This is a genomic window from Flavobacterium ovatum, assembly GCF_040703125.1.
Lineage (GTDB): Bacteria > Bacteroidota > Bacteroidia > Flavobacteriales > Flavobacteriaceae > Flavobacterium > Flavobacterium ovatum.
The window spans coordinates 2,279,043-2,302,059 of the sequence record NZ_CP160035.1 but is presented as its reverse complement, the minus strand read 5'-3'; the positions used below and the strand labels follow the sequence as shown (position 1 = coordinate 2,302,059).

Below are 23,017 nucleotides of genomic sequence, written 5' to 3'. Positions count from 1 at the left end.
AATTTTTATTTAGTAATTTTAAATTCAAACTGTTTATTTCAAAACTAAAACCGCTTCTTGTGGTACTGCAGCTCCCAATCGAGTGCTTAATGCACCTGGTGAAGCGTTCCCAACAACCACTTGGTATTTACCTTTTCTCCACACACTATTTCCAGCTTCGTTGATTACTTTCAATTTGTCTGGCTCAATAGTGAAGTTCACCGTTTTTGTTTCTCCTTTTTTCAAAGCAATACGCTCAAAAGCTTTTAAACTTTTAATCGGAATTCCGCCTGAAACTTCCATTGGGTTAATGTACAATTGTACTACTTCATCAATGTCATAAGCTCCTGTGTTTGAAACGGCAACTTGTAGCGTCAAAGTTTGTTTTTCTTTTAAAGTTGTACTGCTTATATTTAATTTATCGAAAGTTGTTTTCGAATAGGTTAAACCAAATCCAAAAGGATACATTGGCTCTTCGGTCATGTACTTGTAGGTACGGCCTTTCATCGAATAATCTTCGTAAGCTGGCAATTGTTTGATGTTTTTAGGGAAGGTCAATGGCAAATGTCCTGAGGGTGAAATGTCTCCAAAAAGTACATCGGCAACTGCATTTCCACCTTGTTCACCTGGGTACCAAATTTGCACGACAGCATCACATAATTCCTCAATTCCTTCCAATGAAACTGGACTTCCGCTGGCAACTACCAAAACTAATGGCTTTCCTTTGATCTTAGTAGCAATTTCTTTTACATAATCAATTTGACTTTGTGGCAACTTCAAATCATTTTTATCACCTACATTTTCGGCAGCAATGGCATCAACTTCTTCTCCTTCTCTATCGGCTGTTAAACCTACGACGCAAATCGTCACATCTGATTCACCTGCTTCAAAAGGAGCCCAGTTTTTGGGGTTAATATTTTTATGAAAAGGCAAAACACCACTTCTATAATTCAACGAAGAACTTGGAGAAACTGCATCTGCAACCCCTTCCAAAATTGTCACCATTCCCGAAGTCACTCCGTAATAGCTTCCCATCAACATATCATTAGAGTTAGCGAAAGGGCCTGTAACATAAGGGATTTTTATCTCTTTCGATAAGGGTAAAATATTGTTTTTATTTTTTAATAATACAATTGATTTTTGCGCAACTTCTCTCGCCAAAGCAATGTGTTCAGGACTATGAATTTTATCCAAACCATAATTCAAATACGGATTATCTGTTCCGGACTCGTCAAACATTCCTAATCTAAAACGAGTTTTGAAAAGTTGAACCGTTCTTTCATGAATTATTTTTTCTGTGATAAAACCTTCTTGAATCGCTTTTTTCAATTGATCGTAAGTCGTTCCACATTCCAAATTGGTTCCTGCCTTCAAAGAAACTGCTGCCGCTTCTGCCGCCGTTTTTACATACTTTAATTTACCCGAAACACCGCCAACAGCACCACAATCTGAGGTTACATAACCATCAAATTTCCATTTGTCTCTCAAAGTTTCTTTCAATAAAAAATCACTTGCGCAAGCTGGCTTTCCGTATACGGCGTTGTATGCCGCCATTACACCTTCGACCTTTGCTTCTTTTACCAAAGATTCAAAAGCAGGCAAATAGGTTTCGTATAAATCTTGTTTTGAAGGTTCTGCATTAAATACGTGTCTAATGACTTCTGGACCAGAATGTACTGCAAAATGTTTGGCACAAGCGGCAGTTTTCAAATATTTAGGATCATTTCCTTGCAATCCTTTTACAAAAGCAACTCCAATTCGAGAAGTCAAATATGGGTCTTCACCATAGGTTTCTTGACCACGTCCCCAACGTGGATCTCTAAAAATATTGATATTGGGAGTCCAAAAAGTCAATCCAGAATATTTACTATGGTTCCCATTTTTTTGAGAAATACTGTATTTTGCACGTGCTTCTGTAGAAATTGCCGAAGCTACTCTTTCTGCTAGTACAGCATCGAAAGTAGCACCCAAAGCAATGGCTTGTGGAAAAATAGTTGCTTTACCGTTTCTACCAATTCCGTGAAGCGCTTCATTCCACCAATCATAATCGGGCACTTTCAAGCGTGGAATCGCTGCAGCACCATTTTTCAACTGATTGATTTTCTCTTCGGTTGTCATTTGGGACACCAAAATTTCGGCTCTTTTCTCAATCGGTAAATTATTGTTTTGAAAAGAAAAATCCACTTTTTGTGCATTCGTACTCATCGTTATTAAAACCACTGAGGCAATGCTTATTTTTTTGTATAAATTACTTTTTATCATTTGTTGTATTTATTATAATCTATATGGTAGGATTGAATCTACCACTCTTTATTTCTAATTAAAATTTCAAGAATTCAAATTTAATGAATTCATATATAAAACTAGTTTCAAATATTAATTTTTTCAAAAATAAAACTACCTATAATTGATGTCTCATAGGTAGTCTACTTTTAAGCTATCAATTTGAATGTTTTCTCTCAAAAGAGGAATGATTTACTACTATTTTTTCACTTTCAACGGATCAACTTTTCCAATACCATTTACTGGTGCATCATGTTCTGTCTTGTACATATCAAATTGTGGTAAAATATCTTTTAATTCTTTATACTCCGTTTGATAGGTTTTTGAAGTTTCACTTACCTCCTTTATTTTAGGAAAACTGATTAAATCGGCTGGATATTTTGCTACATCATAAATAGTCCCTTGACCATCAATCAATACATCTTTGCTTCTTATCAACTGTTTTTCGTTATGAAAAGTATAAATCCATTTGCGGTGTTCTGGTTTGGAAGTTGTCAAAAACGGAATTAAACTCTCTCCATTTAGTTCATAGTTATCAGGTAATTTTACTCCCGTAATCTCTGCAATAGTTGGTAAAATATCCGTTACATCTACCAAGGCATCTTGTGCTCCTTTTTTGGTCATTTTCAAACAAGGTGCATATATCAACATAGGTATGTGTGGGCCACGTTGTGAAACCGTGCTTCCTTTTCCGTAGCCACTTGTTCCATTATCAGCACAAAAAATCAAAATAGTATTGTCTTCAATTCCTAATTCCTTCAATTTTTGAACATACTGCCATAACTGATAATCCAAATATTTCACGTGATTGTGTATTCCTCCTTCAGTAACTGTTCCGTGAGTGTCATAATTTCCTTTGTCTCCTGTAACATTTGGATTGGTACGAACATATTTTCCGTTTTTCCATTCTACAATAGGAGTTCCTGGCCACTTTTGTCTGGTTTCTGGATTGATATCACTGTTTAAGAAATCCCAACCGTCATGCCCCAAATGGCTTGTATGATAAATAAAAAAGGGCTTATCCTCTTTTTTCTTGCGTTCCATAAAATCAAGTATAAAATTTAGCTCGACATCAGGACCATAAGTATTTAAACCATAAGAAGCTTTGGACTCTGGCGTGTTTGGCCAATACTCAAATTTCTTCTTTGAATTGGGATAATTCATCAACTCAACGTTAGGTTTCCAGTACCAACCTCCTTGGGCGTAATAGTCTACTTGACCACCTGTATCTTCATTTATAAGTACGGGCTTGCCATTTATTTTTTGGGATACAATTTTGAAATCAGAATAAGGATTCCCCTTATCATTTACTCCAGGTGTAAAACAACCTTCGTCAAATCCAAACTTTTCTACGCCATCGATTTGTGTTTTTCCTGCCCAATACGTTGCGTAGCCGCCCGCTTTGGCAACAATACCAATAGTATAAGGTGAACTTTCATATAGAGGATAGGTAATGTTTTTACCTTCTTCATTTTTAAACTTTCCTCTATCTTTCAAATGCCACCATTTATGAAGATGGGCATATCTTCCTGTCATCATCGAAGCTCTACTTGGTGAGCAAATAGTTGCTCCCCATGCGGTTTTTATATACAAACCTTCAGTAGCAAGTCTATCCATTACAGGAGTTACTGCCCTAAATTTAGGATCAGAAGTATCACCACCCTGAGGTGCAACACTCCATGTTGACGAATTATATATCGGTAATTCTCTTGCACTGATATCGTCTGCAAAAACGACAATAATGTTGGGTTTCTTTTTATTAGAATCCAACTTTTGGCTATTCCCTTGTTGATAAAACAGCACTGTACCAATAAATAATACGGTTAAAATATTTTTATTCATTCTCTAAAATTTATTACTTGAAACAAAATAATTGGCTTTATAATCCGATTATAAAATTAGTCCGTTTCAATTTTACAGAACGATAATCTAGGCTTAAACCATAATACAAATGGTTAATCCTCTCCCTAAAATCACTGTTATTCTAGTGAAATTAAATTTCGGTTAAAAATGTATTTGTTTTTTGATCATATGCAGTACTAGTAGCGTCTCGAAGCTTTTTTGGCATTTTGTGTAGAGACTTTCCAATCATCAGTTCGGAAACCAGTCACTGGTAATCCATCAAAATCATACAAGTTAATTTCTGGGTTATTTGCCCAACCGTAACGAACAGCTACAGGATTAATGATTTTATCCGAAGATACTTCTATTTGATTTTTGCTAATGATTTTTGCCGTAGCCCATTCAAATTTTTGGTCTTCGCCAGCGATAGCAAAACCTTTTACAACTTCATTATCAAATGCGTACAATCCTTTATCAATATGATCGAAAGTGATGATGATGGAACCTTGCTTTTTTTCCATAGAAAGATATCTTGGACTACTCGCTTCCATTTTATAACCATATTCATTTGCTAATGCATGACGAACCAATCTGTTTCCAACCGTTTGCTTGTCTCGATAATGAATATCTCTTTCTTCTCCTAAATCGAAAGTAACAACTTCTCCCGTTTTTGGAATAGCAAGCGATTTTGTTTGTGCTTCGCGGTGTTCTGCCCAATTACTCTCAGAAGGTTGTTCTTTTGCCTCTCCAAAATCGGCTAATTGTATCCAATAAAATGGAAAATCACCTTGCCCCCATCTTTCTCTCCAACTATTAATTAATAACGGAAATAAGGTTCTCGTTTGAAAAGAACGACCAACATTGCTTTCGCCTTGACACCAAATAGTGCCTTTAATTCCGTATCCTAAAATAGGGTTGATTACACCATTAAAAGCATTGGCGGGTCTATTTTGTCCGATACGGATATCTCTTGGCGGAGGCATTTTTTTACCCGGTTTTCCTGCGGCTTCCCAAGCTTCGTACTTTTTGGTCACTTCAACCAATTTTTCGTCGGTAAATTCTTTTACAGCCAAATCCCAGTCTTCTAATAATTCGGAGTATTCGTTGGTTTTCTCCATTGCATCACGAGGTACCCAAGTTTCTAAAGACGAAGATCCCCAAGAAGCATTTATTAATCCAATCGGAATTCCTAATGCTTGGTATAATTTGATGCCAAAAAAATAGCCTGGAGCAGAAAATTCAGGAATACTTTTCGGCGTACATGCATACCAAGTGGTGTCTGCGATAGTTGTTTGAAGTTCTGGCGTTGCTACCAATGGAACACTGAATAATCGAATATTAGGATAATTGGCAGCTGCTAATTCTACCTCTGAATGATTAGAATTAACAACACTCCACTGCATATTGGATTGTCCCGCACAAACCCAAACTTCACCAATTAAAACGTCTTTAAAAGTGATTTTATTTTTGCCTTGCACTGTTAAAACATAGGGTCCACCTGCTTGCATAGATGCTAATTTCACTTTCCAGTTTCCTTTTTCGTCTGTGGTGGTTTTATGTTTTTGCCCATTGATTACAACGGTTATTTTTTCGCCCGCACTTGCCTTACCCCAAATAGGATTTTGTTGATTGCGTTGCAAAACCATGTGATTACTAAATATTGAAGGTAGTTTCACTTCGGCCTTTACCGTACAAAATGAAAGTAAAAGTAGAAGAACGGAAATGGAGTTTAATGATGGTTTCATAGTACTAAAAATAATTATTGAAGAATAAAATTCTTTTTGTGAATAGAAAATGCGGGGTCATTGTATTGCTTGGCTTGTTTCAACAACTCGGTTTGCAATTTCTCAGCCGTTTTTTTGTATGCAGGATCCGTATAGAAATTGATATTTTCATTTGGATTTTTTTCTAAATCAATCAGCCAAGGTTTGTCTTTGTCTGAAACTACCAATTTATAACGTTGGGTTACCGCAGTCATCCAGCTTTGATTGGCACTTGTAAAATAAGTAATTCGATCATCAATCACTTCTTTCTTAGCCGAGGTGAAATTAGCTGAGGCATCGATTCCGTCGGTGTTTTTGATTTTGACATAATACCGTATTAGGCATTAATACAGAACCTAAAAACAGAACGGTTAACAATTGTAAAGAATTCATGTTTATGTGGTTTATTAATAGCTATTTATGTTTTTATTTCTTAAAAATAGTGTCCCAATCATCAGTACAAAAAGCAGAAGCCGGAAGTGATGCTGTATTAAACAAACATCCTTCAACATAACTTTCCCAAGCGTAGCGAACAGAGACGGGCTGACTAATTTTGTCGTTCCACACTTCTAGAATTTTACCGGCTTTGGTAATTTTGGCTTGGGCAGGTTTAAAAATGTGATCACTACCCGCTATTTCGAAATATTTAAGGGGTTTTCCTAAACTAGTAATTCCAGACGGCGCATTGTCAAATGAAATTTGGGCTTTGTTCCCTTCAATAGTCATGGATTTGTAAATAGGTCCGGAGTGTAAAATTCCTTCCACAACATAGGTTTTTGCCAGTGCCCATAAGGCTAGACGTTGTCCTACCTCTTTTTTTCGTGGCGGATGAATACGCGTTGCATCTCCAACATCATTAATTACCGTCATTCCAGTATTTGGAATAGTCAACATCGTTTTGAGTTGCGCTTGTTGTAATTTTACCCAGTTTTCGCCTTGATTTCCATAAGGAGCTAATTGTACAAAATAAAACGGAAAATCTCCCTGTTTCCAGTTGTCTCTCCAACTTTTTATCATCGCTGGAAATAATCTTGAATACTGTTCTGGGTCTGATTTATTTCCTTCACCTTGGTACCAAATAGCCCCTTTGATCGTGAATGGAATTAAGGGATGAATCATACCGTTGTACAAAGCACTAGCTGATTGTGTGGTTTGTTTTTCGGTCCAATCTTTCTTAAATTCCGGAAAATCGGAAGTTATAATTTCTTTGGGTGTCCATGCTTGTCCGGGTGTACCGCCAACATTACTGGAAATTAAACCAATGGGAATATTCAAAAACTGCTGTAATCGTTGCCCAAAATAATAACCAACGGCACTAAACTCTGCTGCTGTTTTGGGTTGTGAAAGTTCCCAATTTCCTTTACAATTATCCATTGGCGTATCACTAACGGAATTGCCAACCGTAAAAAAACGCAAGTTTGGATTGGTACTGTTCAAAATAGCATCATTGCTTCCTTCCAAATGTTGTCCTGGACCACCATCAAGTGTCATGGCCATGTTGGATTGTCCGGTGCAAATCCATACTTCACCAATCAAAATATCGTCAAAAACTATTTTGTTTTTCCCTTCGATAATCATAGTATGAGGGCCACCCGCTTGCATTGGATTCAGTTTTATTTTCCAATCTCCTTTTTTGTCTGCAGTCGTTTCGTGCTTTTGACCAGCAATCGTAAGAGTGATTTTTTCACCATTCGAAGCGGTACCCCAAACAAGATTTTGCTGTTCCCTTTGCAACACCATATGGCTCCCAAAAAGGTTGGGCAGTTTGACTTGCGCATTTACAACCATGGCATGGTTGCACAAGAATAATACAAAATATAAAAAGTAATTTTGTTTGCTACTAGATTTCATCTGTTATTTATTTTTACGTTTACCTATTATTGCATTCATTAACTGAAGCATGAAAAATTCTTTTGCATACATCTAATCAATCATAACATCCTCGATTTCCCAATTTCCAGAAGTTGCATTTACAGTTGGTTGCAATGCAATTTGCATCAAGCGATTTTTTACATTTTGAAATTGTGACAGATTAATGGTGTAACTTTTAAATTTGGAATCATTTTTCGATATCGGAATCTCTACCCATTGTTGCTTTTTCCAATCAACTTGTCCTGTTCCATTTGCCCAAAAATTATTTTCTTTCTCATCACGAGAAAAAACAGCTAGTTTTAGTGCTGTAGCACTGCTATTGTTTTTAATATTGATTGTTATTTTTGAACAATTTTTAGAACTGGTATAAAGCCAAGGTGCACTTTGAATGGTTGCATTTTTGGAAGAAAGAGTTCCTATTAACTTACCATCTTTGAAAGCGGTGGTGGTTCCATTAACAGCAGCCCAACCCATCGTACTGTTTTTGAACTCAAATGGTCTTCCTGGTGAAGGATACATTCTATCGTCTTTTGGGACAATGATGGTTTCGTCTGCATTAAAGTTTACCGGTTTTAAACTAGCGCCACGGTAAAAAGCACTGATATCATGATTTTCTTGCAGCACATATTTTTGTCCTTTCCAATCAAAAAAACTAGTATGTCCACCTTCTAAGAAAGCACCTTTAAAATCGTAAGGACCATATAAATTACGAGACATGGCATATCTGCTTCCGTACACCAAATAATACCACCCATTTCGTTTGAATAAAGTAGATTTATCGTCTGTGCTCATTCTATTTCCCTTTGCATCCTTCACCAAAATCGCTTTGGGTTCTGTGGTCAAGGATTTCATGTCTTTGGATAGCGTCGCCATATAGTAGGTTCCTGATCCAAAACAAATGGTATAAACATCATCTTCAATATAAATCTCAGGATCATAAGGGTGCACCGGTACAATACCTTTTGGCAACAATGGTTTTCCTAATAAATCTTTGTATTCGCCAGTAATGCTATTGGCAACCATGACTCCAGTATCTGTATTTCTATTCGAAAAAAACCAATAGTATTTCCCGTCCCTTTCGGTAACATCACCTGCCCAACAATTGGGTTGATTGCCAATATAGGTTTGCGAAGGTAAAATTTCACGTTGCTTTTTCCAGTTGACCAAATCACCAGTAGACCAAACTTCCCAACGATCCATTCGAAAAGAACCTTTCCCTTCCCAAGATTCATCGTGACCGCAAATCACATACACAGAATCATTTTGTACCCACGCATGAGGATCTGCCATTCCGTGCTCCGGTGCAATGACATCTACTTTGATCGCTTTTGAATTAATTGCTGTTTTTGGGTTATTTTGAGCAGAAGCAGTAATCGAAAGGCAAATTACCAAGCCATTGATAATAGTGGATAAAAGCAATTTTTTAGATCGAAAAATTTGATATTCAGAATGTAACATATAGATATGTTGGTTGATTAGTAAATTAAATTTAAGCGTATTACGTGCAAAACTAATTTGGAATAAGTAGTCTAATTCTTTTTTGAGTAAAAAAAATAGCGAAGATTTTTAATAAAAACCTTCGCTATTTTATACGTCTCTTTTGAGAATATTATTATGAAAAATATATGTCCTTTATAGCCCTGATGGTAATGATATCCTCTTGTATGGCTACTGCCAATACAAGAGATTTAATGAACAGCAGGACGAGGCGAGAATTGAAAACAGCTGTTCTGCTCCTAGCTCCAATACTATTTTTTTCTAAGCGATTTTTGGCGTGTTGCTTGTAACTCTTTTTCTTCCTTGATTACGTGTTCTGCATGTGGATCTACCCAACCTGGTGCCATGTTCTTGGCGTCCCATGCTGTGTACTCTTTTTCTAATTGTGCAATGATAGCGGGATTTTTGTCTGCGATATCGTAACGTTCTAGAGCATCTTTTTTCAAATCAAAAAGTAAGGTTTTGTTTTTGTATGCACTTTTATACAATTTGTAATCTCCTTTTCGAACAGCATATTCAAAACCACCAACCGAACGCCAGAAAAGTAAATCATTTGGTTTACCGTTATTTTTTCCTGTGATGTAAGGCAATAAACTTGTTCCGTCCAATTGTTTTTCTTTCTTATAATCAGCACCGGCAGCGTCTAAAAAGGTTGGAAACAAATCCAAAGACGAGACTACGTTTTCATATTTTTGGTTGGCTTTCAAACCATTTGGCCAAGTGATGAAAAATGGTACTTTAATTCCACCCTCAAACAACATTCCTTTGTGACCACGATTTGGTCGGTTGTCTGCCAACTCGGCTCTACCGCCATTATCACTTAAAAACACGATGATCGTATTGTCTTTCATCTTATTGGCAATCAAGGTCGAATCAATTCTACGAACTCCGTTATCTACTCCGTTTACCATGGCTGCATACACGCTGCGACCACCGTACTCAATATGTTTGGTATTTTCTAAATACTGTTTTGTCGCATGATCTGGTGCGTGCGGTGCATTGTAAGCCAAATAAATAAAGAATGGCTTTTTGTCTTTTTGATTGATGAATTTGATGGTTTCATCTGTAAAGTCATCTGTCAAATAGGTCAATTCATCTTCAGGAACTTTTACACCATTGCGATAAATCGTTTGAATTTCGTTTTTGGCTTCTCCCCAATAATTCATTGCTCCTCCAGGAAAACCAAACCAGTAATCAAAGCCTTGGTTGTTTGGATAAAGGGAAGGATGATCGCCTAAATGCCATTTTCCGATGGCACTCGTTCTATATCCTTGTGCCTTTAAAGCTTCGGGAATCATCTTTTCAGACAGTGGTGTCCCAACTGTTGGGTTGTTCAACCCATCTTCGGCAATGTTACAATCGTGACCAAAACGAGCTTGATAACGCCCTGTAATTAATCCCGCACGGGAAGGACTACAATACGGATGCGACACATAACCATTAGAAAAAATCACTCCTTCTTTGGCTATTCGATCCAAATTGGGTGTTGGAATATCTGTGGCTCCATTGAAACCAACATCAGCCCAACCTTGATCATCTGTTAAAACAACAATGATATTTGGCTTTTGATTGCTTTGTTTCTGCGCATACATATTGACTGTAAAAACAGCACTGCATGCAAATAAAGAGGCAACTAGAAAATGTGATTTTGACATAATTTTTTATTTTGAACTAATATAAAAGGAATAACTATAGGTGTTTGGTTTAACTAAAAACTGAGGGTGAGATTCTGCTCTTTTCGACCAAGTATCATCTCCTCCAACTCCCATTTGAATTAAATCAACATTAACTGTAAATACATTTCTTTCGATCAATTCATTAGTATGTTTGGCTTCTTGTAAATTCATTGTAGCATATGGCTGAACACTAAAATTAAGTAGTTTATCCCCTTGATTTACCATGAATCCTTTACCTGCTTTATTTACTAATTGAAACCATCTTGTGTCTGTGCGATTACCATAATCTTCTACGTAAATATAGGATTGGTCCAGAGTATTCACCTTACCAGAGTACAAGCCTACTTTTGACCCAACGTTTCTATCTTGGTAATTTTCGAAAGGCCCTTTTCCAAAATAAGTAAGGTTCTCCAATTGATTATTGGTATCAAACTGCATTCCAATTTTAGGAACATTTGGTGCCTTAGTATCAATTGATACGGTGTAATCTACTTTTAGTTTTCCGTTTCCTTGAATGGTGTAGGTTAATGTTAAGTCCGATTTTGGATTTGCAATAGCACCTTTTACCGTTACCACGACATTCTTATCATCGCTAGTGTTTACTTTTACATTTTGTACTTCAAAACGTTCTCCTGCTTTCATCCAGTCCAATTCCGCTTTCAATTTCTTGGCATTACGATAGGCTTCATCATTTTCAGTTTCGGCTCTCCAAAAATTTGGCTTTAATGGACTTGCCAATACTTCTACTCCATTGGTGTTTAATTTGGTTACGAAACCTGATTTTTTATTCACAACCACTTCAATCGCTTTGTTTTGAACAACCACTTCTTGAGCCGTTTCTTTGGTATCTAAAGAAAATGCTTTTGCTTCTTTATCCGATTCGTTTTTCTTAGGATTATTGATTTCGAATTGCTCTTCGAAAACAACATAGCCTTTCGACTCCCAAACTGTATTGTTTTTTAATTTTCCTTGAATGGTAATAAAATATTCTGCATCTTCTTTGAATTTTATGTTCTTGAAATTAACAGCAAATGCTTCCGTAGCAAACGGTTTGGTATTCAAGCTTGGAATCGTTCCAGATTGAATTGATTGTCCATTTTCAGTAAGATTCCAAACCAAATCATATTGTGATAAATCGACAGCATGATGACGGTTAAGGATATTGAAATTCCCTTTTGAAGCATCCGTTGCAGAAATCACCACAGGTTGATTGACATATTTACACTCGTAAGTTGCTGGTTTCGGTTTTCTATCGGCAGTAATAATTCCGTTTATACAAAAACTACCAGAATTGGGTGTATCTCCAAAATCGCCACCATAGGCAAAAAATTCTTTACCGTTTTTATCTTTCTTCACTACTCCTTGGTCAATCCAATCCCAAATATAACCTCCCAAAGCTCTGTCATTTTTGTAAATCACATCCCAATATTCCTTCATATTTCCAGTTGAATTCCCCATTGAGTGTGCGTATTCACACATCACTACCGGTCGAGTATCAAAACTAGTTTGATCCATTAAATCCTGCAATTCCTGAGGTGTTGGATACATTCGACTCAACATATCTACCCATTTTGGATCTGTAGGATTGGCCATTTTTGAATTAAACTTCTTTTGGTAACGAGGATCTGTATGGTCTCCTTGTGCTCCTTCATAATGAACGTAGCGTGTTGGGTCGAATTCCTTAATCCAAGCCGACATAGCAGCATGGTTTGGTCCCATTCCCGATTCGTTACCTAACGACCAAATCACCACCGACGGATGATTTACATCACGTTGCACCATTTTAATCGCTCTTTCTAAATAAGTGGCTGCCCAAAGCGGTTGGTTGGCCAATTTTCCTCGAATACCATGTGATTCTAGATTGGCTTCGTCCATAACATAGATTCCGTATTGGTCACACAAATCATAGAAATAGGGATCGTTTGGATAATGAGAAGTACGTACGGCATTAAAGTTAAACTGTTTCAACAGCTGCACGTCTTTTTCCATATCGGCTCTAGAAAGCGCTTTACCATTGGTCATATGATGGTCATGACGGTTCACTCCAATCATTTTTACTGGATTTCCATTGACCAAAAAGCGACCTCTGCCATCAATTTTAACTTCTCTAAAACCTACTTTGGTACTGGTAAATTGTATCGGATTTCCTTTGTCATCTTGAACAGAAAATAACAAGGTGTACAAGTATGGATCTTCTGCAGACCATTTTCGAGGTGATTTTACCTCTGTTTCAATCATTGCGAAATCTACATTGTCTCTTTGTGGATAAGATTCCCCAAAATATTCTTTTAATTTGATTGTTTTTTTATCGCCTACAACTTGACCGTTTGCATCTAATAATTGTGTCGATAATGTCCAGTCATCAACCGTTGTGTACAACGGATCATCGCCAAAATGTCCGACTTTCTCAATATATTTATTAACAATATTGGCTTCAAACGTTGGACGAATTTGCAACGTAGCATTTTCATATTTATCATCAAGGTCTGTTCGAACAACAAAATTAGACAGTCTCACTTTTGGCACTGCTTGCAAGAACACTTCACGCTCTATACCACTCATACGCCAGTGATCTTGTGCTTCCAAATAGCTTCCGTCTGACCAGCGGTACACTTTTACAGCAATTTTATTTTGTCCTTTTTTCAAATGTTTGGTAATATCAAATTCAGATGGTAAGCGAGTGTCTTCGCTATAGCCTACAAACTCTCCATTAACCCAAACATAAAAGGCAGAAGAAACCCCTCCAAAATGTAGAATCACATCCTTGTCTTTCCATGTATCATTCATTTCGAAAGATTTCACATAATGTCCAACAGGATTATCGCTGTGATTGATAAACGGAAAATCACTAAAAAACGGATATGTCGAATTCGTGTAAATCGGAATTCCGTACCCACGCATTTCCCAGTTTGAAGGCACATCAATGGTTTTCCATGAAGAAGTATTAAAATTTAACTCTTGAAAAGTAGTTGAAGCATCGGCGGGTTTCGGCACCCAATTGAACTTCCAATCACCATTCAAAGATTTGAACCAAGCTGATTTTTCTCTTTGATCTTGTTTAGCCAAAGCTTCATTTTCATACGAATAAAAAGTAGCTCTCGCTTCGAGTTTATTAATATGATTCACAGCGGGATTTTCCCAATCGTTTTGTTGCGCAAACAAACCAACACTTAAAAATAGGACGGCAAGAAAGATTTTATTTTTCAATGGTTTTAATTTTAATTATAATGTTTTATAAATTGGTGAAATATCCAAAGGATCTTCCATTTCTTTTTGAACTTTGAGTAAATCTTGGAACAATGCTTTCACTTTACTTTTATTTGCAGGAAGACCTGCAATATCAGTCATTTCTTCTGGGTCTTTGTTCAAATCGAACAACAATACTTTACTGATTTTTGGATAGACCAATAATTTATAACCGTCTTTTCGAATCATACGTTGCAAATCGAGATAAGCTCCGTAAATTTCTTTGTAATGACTTTTTTTGGTTTTACCAGTTGCCAAATCTAAGAAACTATGAAAATCAATATAACTTGGTTTTACCGCTCCAGCCAATTCCAATGACGTTGCCATGGCATCTTGAAGGTAAATATCTTCGTCTATTCTTTTATTTTTAGGAATGTTTGGCCCCACTACTACAAAAGGAGCTCGGATACTATGATCAAACAAACTCTGTTTCCCAATTAAACCGTGGCGTCCCATTGCCAAACCATGATCAGCAGTAAAAATGATATAGGTATTGTCCATTTTACCCGATTTTTTCAAGGCATCAAGAATAAGACCTATTTGCTCATCGGCATAAGTAATGCTTGCATAATACTCTTGCATATGTGTTTTGATTGCAAATTCGGTTCTTGGAAAAGGGGCTAATGCTTCGTCTCTTAAACTAGGTCCATTACCAATTGCATCTTTAAAAGGATATTCTGGTAAATAACTTTTCGGAATCGTTAATTTGCTTAATGGATATTTTTCTTGGTATTCTTTTGGTGCTTGGCGTGGATCGTGCGGTGCGCTAAATGCCAAATACATAAAGAAAGGATCTTTTTTGGTTTTTGCTTGATCAATAAATGCAATCGCATCGTCTTTTAAAACAACACTCCAGTGCGTTCCACCCTTCCAATGTCCTCCTTTTGAAGTATCGTAAGGCAACCACGAATGGTCGTTTTCGCTCTCTGGACGGCTGTACCCGTTAGGCATCAACGCTCTAGGATTGGCTCCAGGTATTTTGGAAATCGAATCAAATTGACGAACCATTTTCCCATGTTCCCAAGCATCTGCTGGCATTCCGCCACGAACATCTTTGGTGTGTGTAAATACTTTTCCAACAGGAACATCAACATGCCACTTTCCTGTCAAGTAGGTTTCATATCCTTGTTTCTGCATCAGTTTCCCCCAAGTTTCAGGAGCTGTATCTGCTTTTTTATTTTTTTCGATATATTCATTTGCTTTCCAAACCGAACGACCCGAAATCAACATTGCTCTTGAAGCAACACAGATGGCACCACTCCAGGAACCCATATTATAAGCATGTGTAAAGGTGGTTCCGTTTTGAACCAAAGCATCCATATTAGGAGTTTGGATTTCTTTATTCCCAAGTGCGTGAATTGAAGAATAGGTTTGATCGTCTGTAAAAATAAAAACGATATTGGGTTTCTTAGAAGTTATCTTTTGACCAATTGTAGAATTTGGCTTCATAAAAAATAACACTGCAAATAAAGTAAAATAGCTGAATCTCATGATTTCGTTTTTAATTAAAAAAAGTAATACTCGTCCTTTATGGGAGGACGAGTATTATAATAAACAAACTAACTAAAACTAACATTGCAAAGATTGTTATTAAAGAACGATAAAGTCGTTCCAAATGGTTTTATAAGTACTACAAATGTTTAAATTTCTTGTTTTTTTGTGCTTTTAGATAGAAATTAACTTCTCAATCAATATCCTTGTCAGCAACCGCTATTATTACAACTATTAAAGTATTATCCTGTATTGTTAACTTACAAAATGACAAAAACACTATTGCATCCCTTTGTTCAGGTAATGTCTAGTTGGAATACAGTTTTTATTAATTACTGCTGTTTTTTCCTTAACAAGTAATCGAAAGGTTCAACAATTATTACTTAACATCTTGCTTTTTTATTACAGTTTTCACTGGAAAGATATCTCTAAAATTCACTCACAATAAACAGTAAGTTATTTATTAAAAAACGACGATTCACTATCTGCATTTTAGTGAAATCGTCATTTTTTATATATTCAAATTTTGACTATTGTGTTCTAAAATCAAAAACTGGGGAATAAGAACGGTTACCAAATTTATCCTTAGTAACAACTTTCCAGTAATAAACTGTTTTCGAACTTAGAGCAACATTTTCAATACTCGTGCTGGTCGTATTCGAATGTAAAACCGTAGGCGGATTTATAGTTCCAATATACACATCATATGATTCTATGTCATTATTAATATCGCCACCATTCCATTTTAAGGTAGTTGTGCTTGAACTCAGAGCTCCCTGTAATGGAGTTACCGCCTCGGCTGGATATGGCGCATAATTGGTAACTGCAATACCTGCATTGTAAAATTTCCAAACCGTACTCGTTGCTGTTGTTTTATCGGTATTTGATTTCGAAATAATAGACCATGAATAAGGAACACCTCTTAATAGGACCTCTTCTTTTGATGTACCACTTACATCTACATTCTTAGTGGTGTTGGTTTGTAAATTTTTTAAAACCAAGGTGTAATTATCTGTGTTTTTAGAAGCATTCCATTTAAATGTTACTTTGGTTTCAGTATCTGAAACTACAGTGCCAGAGTTGCATTCTTTATCTTTTACTGGCTCAATAAGTAGGGATGCCTCAGGAATTTTTGGGACTACTACTTCATCGTCACCACCACCACTACTGCAGTTTACTAGTAAAACAGAAGAAAGTAGAATCCCCAATAAACTTTTATATTTAATTTTTATCATTGTTTGATTATTTTACAATTATAATTAATAGCCTCAGACATTACACTTAAAAAGTATATACCATATTCTAAATTCTCGATATTAACTTCTAGTACACTATTTGCTATTTTTTGCTTGTTTTCACGAACTACCTGCCCGTTTGAACTTATTATTCTATAGGTAACAAGATCTTTTATTTCGAAAGGAAATTCAATTGTAAATACATCTTTTACTGAATTTGGAAAAACAGTTATTTGATCATTAATTAAAATATCTTTCTCATAAATACCTTGACAATCTTTGTCTGTAGTTACTATAAGTGTATTTTTACCTGCGTTAAGCCCTAGAGATATTTCTTCTTCCTTGGTTATTGTAGTTACATTGTTCAGAACAATTTTGTAGGTCTCCCCTCCTGACAAATCAAGTTTTAAAGTTTGCTTTGTATCATCAATCTTTGAAAAAACAGATAAATCTTTAGGTTCAGTGATTTTCACATCAAAACATTGTTTATAATTTGCATCAGCTGTAGTTGTGATACATACACTATAATCTTTGGCTTGTAAGTTTTCGAAAATAGTATTTGCAGTAAAATTTTGTTGGATTGTAGTACCTTCAATTTTTGCTGTAAACGGAAAATTCGTAACTTTAGAAGTTATAGAAATAGACCCATTGTTACTACTAGCACATTGTTCTGCTGTTGCCAAAACAGTAAAATTATCAGCAGCCAAAGTAAAAACAGGGCAGCCAGTAGTATTTACTGCAATACCTATTGGTGTATTAGGACATAAATCATATTCATCTGCAACACCATCTTTATCCTGATCACTTTTAGGTAAGTTGAGGCAATTTTCTCCTGGCAATCCATAACAACCTAAGCCATTCGGGCTCAATTTAGGATCCCAATTAATACCAGGAACCCAGTTGTCGCCTAGTTCGTAAGCACCAGCATCTGGACTAGCTCCTTTATATCCATCTGTATAGCCTGTGATAATTCTTCCGTAATCCACGGCAGGAGCATTTTCTTTTAAATGAAAATCGTTATTTTCCCAATTTACAAAAGACTCTTTGCTTATAATATTGTTTTGCTTATCCGATTGAGGTTCCCATGTAGTTTCTGTTTCTTGTCCACCAGCAGAAGTCGCTTGTTTATCTGTGATGTTGTTCCATACATTTACGTTTGAGAAGGCTGTTCCAGCTTGATGCCATGCTCCCATTGTTCCTTTACCTGCTTTGCAAAGTGTGTTATTAAACACATCAATATCTTTACCGTTCCAATTGATTTGAATGTTCGTCCACTCTACATTCCAAACAACATTATGATGGACTTTGAATCCTTCAGCATCATTATCCAAATAAATACCCGCTGCCTTGTATAAATTGCCTCTTCCAGTTGCATCGTGAAACCAATTATGATGAATCTCCGTACCTAATTGTTTCCCTACGGTATAAAAAAGTGCACAATCATCTGCTAGTAAGTTGGAATGAGAAATATCGTTGTATGCTATTTCGTTATTTGTTCCAGCATATTGAATAGCATCTCGACCTCCATTAAAAATAGTATTATTCTTAATTATACAGTTAGTAATCCCCCTTATTACAAGTGGCGCATCATAAGTTGATAAATAATCAAAATCATGAATATAATTATTTATAATTTTAATACTATTACCTCTAACTTGTATACCAGCAGCTGCATTAAAAGCAACTTCACATTTTTCAATAACATTATTTGATCCCTGAAGATTTATACTTGCCATACTAGTTCGAGATGAAGTAGAAATACCTTGCGTATGATTTCCATATAATGAAGTTACTCCATAAAGCAAATTATTTGTGGTACGGCTGTTGCCATTTGTTGCTTGCCAAGTTGTAGAGTCTTCCATATTTATGGTACCACCAAAAACGGCTATATTTTTAATCTGAATATAACTTTTATCTTTCAAATTAATGGCTTCTATATTAGAACGCATTTTAATTTGACCATCTACCGGTGCTGTACCATTAGGAAGTTGTACAAAAAGCTCCTTTGTACTCTCGTCATAATACCATTCATTTTGATAATCCAGTGCTTCTTTAACGCCTTCTAAGTAAAAATCACCTAAATCGGCTGGTGCGTGATAGGTACGAACCCATTCTTCATTGAAAATAAGATTAAAATTTACTTTTCCACTAGAGCTGCTAGTAATTTTACTTTTCCAAGCGGTCCACCCTGATCCAGTCTTATCGCCATAAAAGAAAACAGCGCCGCCAGTCCAATTATAGCTTGGTATGGAACTTTCGGTCAAAAAAGCACCAGTGCTCACATCCTTTGAACTTCCTCCTGTGTTTCTAATTGAATTTAGGACAAATGGATCTGCGCTTGTTTTGTTTGGCCATCTAGCCAAAGTTAGAGCTGTATTATCGTTCATTATAAAATTTTGCTGTCCCAAAACAGTAAAAGGAACTGTAGTTTTATAAATGGAACCTGTAGTTTTTGTCCAACCCGAAAGCGCTTTCATCGCTGATAGAATTACTTGCTCCCCAGGGTAAGATTGAAAAATAATAGGTTGCCCCACCGAACCAGAATTGATAGGCTTAAGCACTTCTTGATACGTTCCTTGTCTTATATAGACAACGTCACCAGCAACAGCAACATTTGCTGCTTTTGTAATGGTTAAATAGGGACTAATAAGTGTACCAGCATTTGCATCGTTTCCATCTTTTGAGACATAAATATCTTTCGCAAAAGAATTGAAAAAAACCAAAATTAAAGGTATGAGTAACTTTCTTTTATACGCCATTGATTTTAAGTATTATAAATTAATTCATTGTTATTTAATGCATTTTGTATTACGTGAAAATTATATAGTAAGAATCTAAAACAGCTTATCAAACGGTCAATTAAGTATAACAAATGTTTTTTCTTATCTATTGAAATTACACTTGAATAGATCCAAAATAGTAGTGCGCAACAAGTGAGTTGGGGAGAAAAAGTAAAAACTAGTACTGATAACCCGATTTCTTTAATCTAATAGTTTCTCGTGTTTTTTAGAAACATAGAAAATTATAACCGTTTTAATTATTACAATTTGCTTAGTCAACTTTGTCGGCAAAGGCAAATCACTGCCTTTACTTTGAAGAGAACCCTTAGCGATCAGGACTTAAATTTCTTATTTTTTTACTTTTAGATAGGAATTAATTCTTTAATCACTCCTATCATATGCGACCACTATCATAACAAATATTAAACTATTATCCATCAATACCAACTTACAAAATGGCAAAACATACTAATTGGTCTCTTTGTTCAGTTAATATCTAGTGGAAATACAATTATGGTGAATAACAATCCTGTTTTACTAACAAAACAGAAACCATTTCGTCAGTTTCAATTTCTAAAGGTTCGAAAAACTGATGCTGAATTTTGGATTATTTTTTTACAATCGAAGCTTAAAAACAGGTACATTCACAAGAATAAAAATCTTTTGTTATAGCTATTAACACATAACTAACAGTAGTATGATTTATGATATCCTACCTTGCACCTCTAAATAAATTCGTAAAATAATGAAAAAAATAGTTTGTTTTATTTTCTTAATTCCGTTTTTATCGATGGCCCAAATTGATAAAAAATATTTTGAAAAATTAAAAGAGGAGAAAGTTATATCCGATCCTTCTGTCGAATGGAAGAATTTTGGACCAGGAATGTCGGGTTATAATGAAGAATTCTGGTGCCATCCAACAGATAAAAATGTGATGTTTATGGGTCCTGATATGCATGTTACCTACGGAAGTTGGGATAACGGAAAATCATGGCAAACAATCAAAGATAGTGACGGTACTGGTGACGATTTGGAACGTGTACACGATATTGCTTTTTCTACAAAAAATCCAGATTTTGGTCTAGCACTAGAACGTAGAGGTAAACTTTTTGAAACTAAAGATAGAGGAAGAACATGGAAATTAATATATACCATTCCTGGTGCAAATAAATCAGGTGTCAATGCGCATACTAAATTGGCAATCAATCCTACAAATGATGCTATTTGGTTTATTGGAGCAGGTGATTTTTGGAATGTAAAAGATAATCATCGTTCAAAAAAGGACATTCATGGTAAATTTCAAGATAGAGCCCAGTATGGATATATTTTAAGAACAAAAAATGGTGGTAAAAGTTGGGATAAAATAGCAAACAACATAAATGAGAAATTAGATGTTGCGCGTATCATCATCAATCCAAGCAGAGCAGACGAAATGGTTATTGCTACCAATTTTGGTATTTACACCAGTAACAATGGCGGTGATTCATGGCAAGCAGGCAGCAAAGGATTGCCTAACAATTTGCCAAGAGACTTAACTTCGTACTACAATCCAAAAACAAAAGAATTTATTTTGTACTTGGTCGAACAAACAGTTTACGAACCAAATGGCAAAAGTATTTCTACCAAAGGTGGTGTGTACAAAAGTACCGATAGCGGTAAAAGTTGGGGAAACATTACAGGAAATCTAGGTGTTAACTTCAATAAAATAACCTACGGTGCGCACCTGAATAACTATTTTAAAAACATAGGATTCTTTTTGGGTGTAAATGCAAAAAACGTATATCCTGAACTTCCAGAAAACACTTATTCTGCATTTAATAGAATCGTGGTAAATCCTATCAATAAAGACGAAATTTATCTAGTTGAAAACCAACGCCATGATAAAACTTTTGGACCTGGTGATGCTTGGAAAACAGTTGATGGTGGAAAAACATGGGTGATTTGTGCTCGTGCAGGACAATATTGGTTAACGAATAAGGACAAAAAATACTGGGAAGACAAAGGGAATCCAACGGGTGCCAATGTAGAATTTTCTCATGTTGCTCGTTCGTATGAAGAACTAAGCGAAACTGCATTCGGAAATAGATTATTGGCTATAAATTCTGTTGGTGATGTATTTATCGGAATAGGTCAACAAACACAACGTTCTACAGACCACGGAAAAAGCTGGCAACAAATTGATGATTATGAAACCAAACCAGGTAGCAATGCGTGGGTAGGTCGTGGTGATAGTGATTTACCAGGGAGATTTATGTTGCTAGAAACTGGAAAAAAAGACAGATACTTATTATGTAGTGGTGAACATGGTTTGTGGGAGACTGCAGATCTTGGCGATTATCCAGACAAAGATGCTGTGGCAGTGAAACAAATTGAAGGACAAGTACACGATCATAGTGGAAATGATGGAGCGCATTCCATATCAACCGTTGCGGTGCATCCAAATAATCCTGATATTATTTACATATTGTCTTGGAGACAAGAGCATAGAGGAAAATTAAGAAGAACAATGAATGGAGGGAAAACTTGGGAAAACATTTCAACCATTTTCGAAGGAAAAAATAATTCGTACGAAGGTCTTGCGATGACATATTCGTTGACTATTGACCCAAAAGACCCTAACAATATATATTTCTGTTCGATTAGAAGAACAATTTCTGAAGTTGGTAGTTCGGTAAACGAAAAAGTTTTGACAAAAGGTGGTTTTGGTGTGTACAAGTCTACAGATGCAGGTTACACATGGGAACTTCATAATAATGGGCTACCAGAAAAAGGAAGCGTTAGAAGAATTATAATGGATCCTAAAAATTCAAATGTTCTTTATGCTTGTTTGAATAAGTTTTCAGGAAACGAGCCAGATGGTTTATACGTTTCAACAGATAAAGCCGAAAGTTGGAAAAAAATGAATATCCCATCGGAAATTCAAGGGGTAAACAATTTGTTTATTGACAGAAAAACAAACGATATGTTCTTGTCTGCAGGCTATCGCAATGGTGATGCTGAAACTGGTGGCGTTTGGAAAAGTACCGATAATGGTAAAAAATGGACCAAATTCTTTATTGCACCTTATGTATGGCAAACAGAAGTTTCTCCTGCAAATTCCAATATTATTTTGGTTAATGTTCCTGCACAAGCGGGTAATAACGAAAGCCAGTTCAGAAATCCTGGAATTTATTTAACCAAAGACGCTGGAAAAAGCTGGTCAAAAATCAATAAAGGCATCGGACAACCAGACAAAATGGTGGATGTAAAACCAGATCCAACCAATGAAAATATTATTTGGAGCGCTGCTTGGGGAAGCGGTTGGTTCAAAGCAATGCTAAACAAATAAGGAACTTTAATGAGGGTATGGTTTA

General features: G+C 35.9%; 12 protein-coding genes. 1 reads left to right on the top strand and 11 read right to left on the bottom strand.

The annotated features are described in order from the left end of the window. Nucleotides 1-33: 33 nt before the first annotated feature. The 11 genes from ABZP37_RS09735 to ABZP37_RS09685 form a co-directional block, all read right to left on the bottom strand. Nucleotides 34-2,241: a glycoside hydrolase family 3 C-terminal domain-containing protein gene (locus tag ABZP37_RS09735; protein WP_366182571.1), complete on the bottom strand. Its 2,208-nt coding sequence runs from the start codon at nt 2,239-2,241 to the stop codon at nt 34-36. A gap of 219 nt (nt 2,242-2,460) precedes the next feature. After that, on the bottom strand, nt 2,461-4,104 hold the full coding sequence (locus tag ABZP37_RS09730) for a sulfatase-like hydrolase/transferase (RefSeq protein WP_366182569.1): 1,644 nt from the start codon (nt 4,102-4,104) through the stop codon (nt 2,461-2,463). A 197-nt stretch (nt 4,105-4,301) separates the two neighbouring features. Then, nucleotides 4,302-5,849 (bottom strand): sialate O-acetylesterase, encoded by a 1,548-nt coding sequence (locus tag ABZP37_RS09725; protein ID WP_366182567.1) that lies wholly within the window; start codon nt 5,847-5,849, stop codon nt 4,302-4,304. A gap of 14 nt (nt 5,850-5,863) precedes the next feature. After that, nucleotides 5,864-6,130, bottom strand: a complete 267-nt coding sequence (locus ABZP37_RS09720) for a sulfatase/phosphatase domain-containing protein (RefSeq protein ID WP_366182565.1) — start codon at nt 6,128-6,130, stop codon at nt 5,864-5,866. Between the two features lie 163 nt (nt 6,131-6,293). After that, on the bottom strand, nt 6,294-7,718 hold the full coding sequence (locus ABZP37_RS09715) for a sialate O-acetylesterase (RefSeq protein WP_366182563.1): 1,425 nt from the start codon (nt 7,716-7,718) through the stop codon (nt 6,294-6,296). A gap of 72 nt (nt 7,719-7,790) precedes the next feature. After that, nucleotides 7,791-9,158: a family 43 glycosylhydrolase gene (locus ABZP37_RS09710; protein ID WP_366182561.1), complete on the bottom strand. Its 1,368-nt coding sequence runs from the start codon at nt 9,156-9,158 to the stop codon at nt 7,791-7,793. Nucleotides 9,159-9,487: 329 nt separating this feature from the next. Then, the gene (locus ABZP37_RS09705) at nt 9,488-10,891 is read right to left on the bottom strand and encodes a sulfatase-like hydrolase/transferase (RefSeq protein WP_366182560.1); all 1,404 of its coding nucleotides are present in this window, start codon (nt 10,889-10,891) and stop codon (nt 9,488-9,490) included. 6 nt (nt 10,892-10,897) lie between these two features. Further along, nucleotides 10,898-14,119, bottom strand: coding sequence for a glycoside hydrolase family 2 TIM barrel-domain containing protein (locus ABZP37_RS09700; protein WP_366182558.1), 3,222 nt, complete (start codon nt 14,117-14,119; stop codon nt 10,898-10,900). 15 nt (nt 14,120-14,134) lie between these two features. Beyond that, nucleotides 14,135-15,649 (bottom strand): sulfatase-like hydrolase/transferase, encoded by a 1,515-nt coding sequence (locus tag ABZP37_RS09695; RefSeq protein ID WP_366182557.1) that lies wholly within the window; start codon nt 15,647-15,649, stop codon nt 14,135-14,137. Nucleotides 15,650-16,179: 530 nt separating this feature from the next. Further along, the gene (locus ABZP37_RS09690) at nt 16,180-16,884 is read right to left on the bottom strand and encodes a hypothetical protein (protein ID WP_366182555.1); all 705 of its coding nucleotides are present in this window, start codon (nt 16,882-16,884) and stop codon (nt 16,180-16,182) included. Beyond that, nucleotides 16,881-19,643, bottom strand: coding sequence for a right-handed parallel beta-helix repeat-containing protein (locus tag ABZP37_RS09685; RefSeq protein WP_366182554.1), 2,763 nt, complete (start codon nt 19,641-19,643; stop codon nt 16,881-16,883). The genes ABZP37_RS09690 and ABZP37_RS09685 overlap by 4 nt, the downstream gene beginning before the upstream one ends. 766 nt (nt 19,644-20,409) lie before the next feature. On the opposite strand from ABZP37_RS09685, the gene ABZP37_RS09680 reads away from it, so the two are divergent. Then, nucleotides 20,410-22,992 (top strand): hypothetical protein, encoded by a 2,583-nt coding sequence (locus ABZP37_RS09680; RefSeq protein WP_366182552.1) that lies wholly within the window; start codon nt 20,410-20,412, stop codon nt 22,990-22,992. Nucleotides 22,993-23,017: the final 25 nt, after the last annotated feature.

Coding starts and splice junctions, on each gene's coding strand:
- ABZP37_RS09705 (WP_366182560.1), bottom strand. CDS start 10,891: ATGTCAAAATCACATTTTCTAGTTGCCTCTTTATTTGCATGCAGTGCT.
- ABZP37_RS09730 (WP_366182569.1), bottom strand. CDS start 4,104: ATGAATAAAAATATTTTAACCGTATTATTTATTGGTACAGTGCTGTTT.
- ABZP37_RS09695 (WP_366182557.1), bottom strand. CDS start 15,649: ATGAGATTCAGCTATTTTACTTTATTTGCAGTGTTATTTTTTATGAAG.
- ABZP37_RS09680 (WP_366182552.1), top strand. CDS start 20,410: ATGAAAAAAATAGTTTGTTTTATTTTCTTAATTCCGTTTTTATCGATG.
- ABZP37_RS09735 (WP_366182571.1), bottom strand. CDS start 2,241: ATGATAAAAAGTAATTTATACAAAAAAATAAGCATTGCCTCAGTGGTT.
- ABZP37_RS09685 (WP_366182554.1), bottom strand. CDS start 19,643: ATGGCGTATAAAAGAAAGTTACTCATACCTTTAATTTTGGTTTTTTTC.
- ABZP37_RS09690 (WP_366182555.1), bottom strand. CDS start 16,884: ATGATAAAAATTAAATATAAAAGTTTATTGGGGATTCTACTTTCTTCT.
- ABZP37_RS09725 (WP_366182567.1), bottom strand. CDS start 5,849: ATGAAACCATCATTAAACTCCATTTCCGTTCTTCTACTTTTACTTTCA.
- ABZP37_RS09715 (WP_366182563.1), bottom strand. CDS start 7,718: ATGAAATCTAGTAGCAAACAAAATTACTTTTTATATTTTGTATTATTC.